Source organism: Achromobacter insuavis, from assembly GCF_902859645.1.
Lineage (GTDB): Bacteria > Pseudomonadota > Gammaproteobacteria > Burkholderiales > Burkholderiaceae_B > Achromobacter > Achromobacter insuavis.
The window spans coordinates 1-3,176 of the sequence record NZ_CADIJR010000168.1; the positions used below are offsets into that span (position 1 = coordinate 1).

Genomic DNA, 3,176 nt, shown 5'->3' on the forward strand with positions numbered 1-3,176 from the left:
GGGGCGGCCGTGGCCGGCGCGCCGGCGGCCGCGGCGGCGGGCTTGCCGGCGTCGGCCCAGCTGGCGGGAATGGCCGGGGTGTCGAATTCGGCGTACTCGCCGTCATAGGCGGGCAGGCCCTTGGCCGCCAGGCTGCCGACCAGGTCGACGGGCTGCTCGCCGGATTCGTAGAAGCCGCCATGCAGGCGCGAGACGGCCAGCATCACCACCAGCATGGCCAGCAGCAACGTGATCAGGTCCAGGTAGCTCAGCAACCAGTTCTCGGCATCGCTCTCGACCGTTTCATCGACGTGCCAGCGGGCGTAGCGGTCCTTGCGGTCGCTCTTGCTCGGGCGCCAGCCGCTGTTGGCGGCCGCCTTCTGCGCGCGCAGCTGGGCCTGGCGGGCCTGCTCGATCCGCTGCGCCAGGGAGGGGGAAATCAGGCTCATTGACGCGCGGCGGCCGGGCGGGTGATGGACACGGGTTTGGCGGCCGTGGGCACCTGGCCCTCGGTCTTGCCGCGCGGCGCGGAGGCGCCGCCGTCATAGATTTCGTCCTCGACGTGCATGACGAACGAGTTCAGGGTCTCGCGCACCACGGCCGGGCCGCGCTTCTCGCACATCATCGAGATGCCCTGCAGCACCATGTTCATGGACTCGACGCGGCGCGCGGTGCGGCGCTCGAGCTTGACGGCGATCGGCTTGCACACCAGGTTGGCCAGCAGGATGCCGTAGAAGGTGGTCATCAGGCCGATGGCCAGCTGTTGGCCGATGGTGGTCATGCTGCCGTCGCCCAGCACGGCCATCAGGTTGATCAGGCCGACCAGCGTGCCGAGCATGCCGAAGGCCGGCGCGAACGTGGCCATGACGCGGAACATCTGCGCTTCGGCCATTTCACGCGCCTTGAGCCGCGCCACGCGCCATTGCAGCAGTTCGATGATCTGGTCTTCGGGGGTGTTGTCGATGATCAGCTGCACGCCGGTGCGCAGGAACGGGTTGGTGACCTTCTTGAGTTCCAGTTCGACCTTGTGGACGTCGGTGTTCATCCACAGCTGCGCCATGTTGACCAGTTCCTCGATGTCGCGCTGCTGGTCGTGCTGGTCGTGGCGGAACACCGTGCCGACCAGCTTGAAGACCCGCATCACTTCGGACAGCGGATAGGCGATGAACAGCGCGGCGGCGGTGCCGCCCAGCACGATGGCCAGGCCCGGCAGGTTGAAGTACATGCCGGGGTTGGTGGCGGCCAGCGCGATGACGATGACCAGGGTGAGCAGGCCGACGATGGCGCCGATGACGGTAGACGGATTCATGGATCTTGCCGATAGCGAGGGCATCCGGTTCACGGAATGCGGGATGGTGGCAAATTCTAGCCACGCCGCGGCCGGGGCAATCCGCCGGAAAACGGGGCGAAAGGGGCGGTAAGCGCCGGCTTAAACCCCCGGTCAGCTGGCTGGCCGGGTCTGGCCCTCGGGCAAAGAAACGGGGCCGGATTTGCCGGCGCCGCGCCGGACGAGCCGACGCCGCCGGCCGGGATCAGCGCTTGCGCGCCCGCCATTCCTCGCGCGTGATTTCCCAGATTTCGGCCATCTGGCGTCCCGACACGAAGCCGCGCTCTTCGGTGGCCACCCGCCGCATGCCGGTGCGGTCGGACAGCCGGCGCGAGCCCTCGTTGGCCACCGCCTTGGGGGCGCGCAACACGGGCTGGTCCAGCACCTCGAACCAATAGCCGGTGACCGCCTCGCTGGCCTCGGTCATGTAGCCCTGGCCCCGGTATTGCGGGTCGAGCCAGAAGCCGCGGTGGTTGCCCGGATCGTCGCGCATCAGGCTGATGAGGCCGATCAGGCGGTCCGGTTCGGCGCGCGGACGCAAGGACCAATGCCACTGCACGCCACGCCGCATGGCCGGCAGCGCCACCTGTTCCACATAGGTGCGCGCGCCGTCCTCGGGGTAGGGCCAGGGCACCTGTTCGGCCAGGTAGCGCACCACTTCCCACTGCGGAAAGATGCGCTGGATGGCGGGCGCGTCGTCCAGGCACAGCGGTTGCAGCAGCAGGCGTTCGGTGCTCAATGGGGGATGGGGGATATCGTCACGCATCGCGGTCGGGGAAGGTGAGTGGACGGAAATGTATATCATGGGCGGCAAAACGCGGCCAATCGCCCCGGCCAGGCGGCCGGGATGGCCGCCGCAACGGAGAAACACTTATGAATGCAGCCAACGAAAACGTCAGCATGGCGCTTTTTTGCGACTTCGAGAACGTGGCGCTTGGCGTGCGCGACACCAAGTACCAGAAGTTCGACATCCGGCCGGTGCTGGAGCGCCTGCTGCTCAAGGGCAGCATCGTGGTCAAGAAGGCCTATTGCGACTGGGAGCGCTACAAGGAATTCAAGGCGCCGATGCACGAGGCCAATTTCGAGCTGATCGAGATCCCGCACGTGCGCCAGTCGGGCAAGAACTCGGCCGACATCCGGCTGGTGGTGGACGCGCTGGACTTCTGCTACACCAAGTCGCACGTCAACACCTTCGTCATCATCAGCGGCGATTCCGATTTCTCGCCGCTGGTGTCCAAGCTGCGCGAGAACAACAAGAAGGTGATCGGGGTGGGGGTCAAGCAATCCACCTCGGACCTGCTGATCGCCAACTGCGACGAATTCATCTTCTATGACGACCTGGCCCGCGAAGGCCAGCGCGCCGCCGACGCCCGCCGCGACAACCGCGGCGGCGGCAATGCCGGCCAGCGCCGCTCGCCCGATGAAGAGCGCCGCCGCAAGGAAGAGCTGGAGGCGCGCAAGACCCAGGCGGTGGACATGGTGGTCGAGACCTTCGAGGCGCTGATGGCCGAACGCGGCGACAGCGGCAAGGTCTGGGCCTCGGCCCTGAAGGACGCGCTCAAGCGCCGCCGGCCCGATTTCAACGAGTCGTACTACGGCTTCCGCGCCTTCGGCAACCTGCTGGACGAAGCGCAGTCGCGCGGCTTCCTGGACGTCGGGCGCGAGGAGAAGTCGGGCACCTATGTCTACCGCGACAGCGCGGGCGGCACGCCGGCCAGGGTTGGCGGCAAGCCTGCGCTGCGCGCCATGGCGGCGGCGGTCGAGGCGCCCGAGAGCGCGGCCGATGCGGCCTCGGGTTCCCAGGCCGACGAGGCCGATGCCAAGCCCGCCCGCGGCGCGCGCGGCGGCCGCAAGAGTGCGTCGGGCGGTC

The 3,176-nt window shown here is 67.9% G+C and carries 4 protein-coding genes; 1 reads left to right on the forward strand and 3 read right to left on the reverse strand.

The window, feature by feature from the left end:
• The 3 genes from H0523_RS31795 to H0523_RS31805 all read right to left on the reverse strand — a co-directional run.
• A partial coding sequence (locus tag H0523_RS31795; protein ID WP_306670220.1) for a flagellar motor protein MotB occupies positions 1-428 on the reverse strand: 428 nt, incomplete at its 3' end.
• Positions 425-1,288, reverse strand: coding sequence for a motility protein A (locus H0523_RS31800; protein WP_054434158.1), 864 nt, complete (start codon positions 1,286-1,288; stop codon positions 425-427). The genes H0523_RS31795 and H0523_RS31800, both read right to left, overlap by 4 nt.
• A gap of 223 nt (positions 1,289-1,511) precedes the next feature.
• Positions 1,512-2,045 carry a GNAT family N-acetyltransferase gene (locus tag H0523_RS31805; RefSeq protein ID WP_231689977.1) on the reverse strand — a complete coding sequence of 178 codons (534 nt, stop codon included), beginning with the start codon at positions 2,043-2,045 and terminating at the stop codon, positions 1,512-1,514.
• A gap of 134 nt (positions 2,046-2,179) precedes the next feature.
• On the opposite strand from H0523_RS31805, the gene H0523_RS31810 reads away from it, so the two are divergent.
• The coding region (locus H0523_RS31810; protein ID WP_180180308.1) for an NYN domain-containing protein at positions 2,180-3,176 on the forward strand (997 nt) is incomplete at its 3' end.

Bases quoted from the DNA above. Each gene is read 5' to 3' on its own strand.
- H0523_RS31800 (WP_054434158.1), bottom strand. From the start codon at position 1,288: ATGAATCCGTCTACCGTCATCGGCGCCATCGTCGGCCTGCTCACCCTG.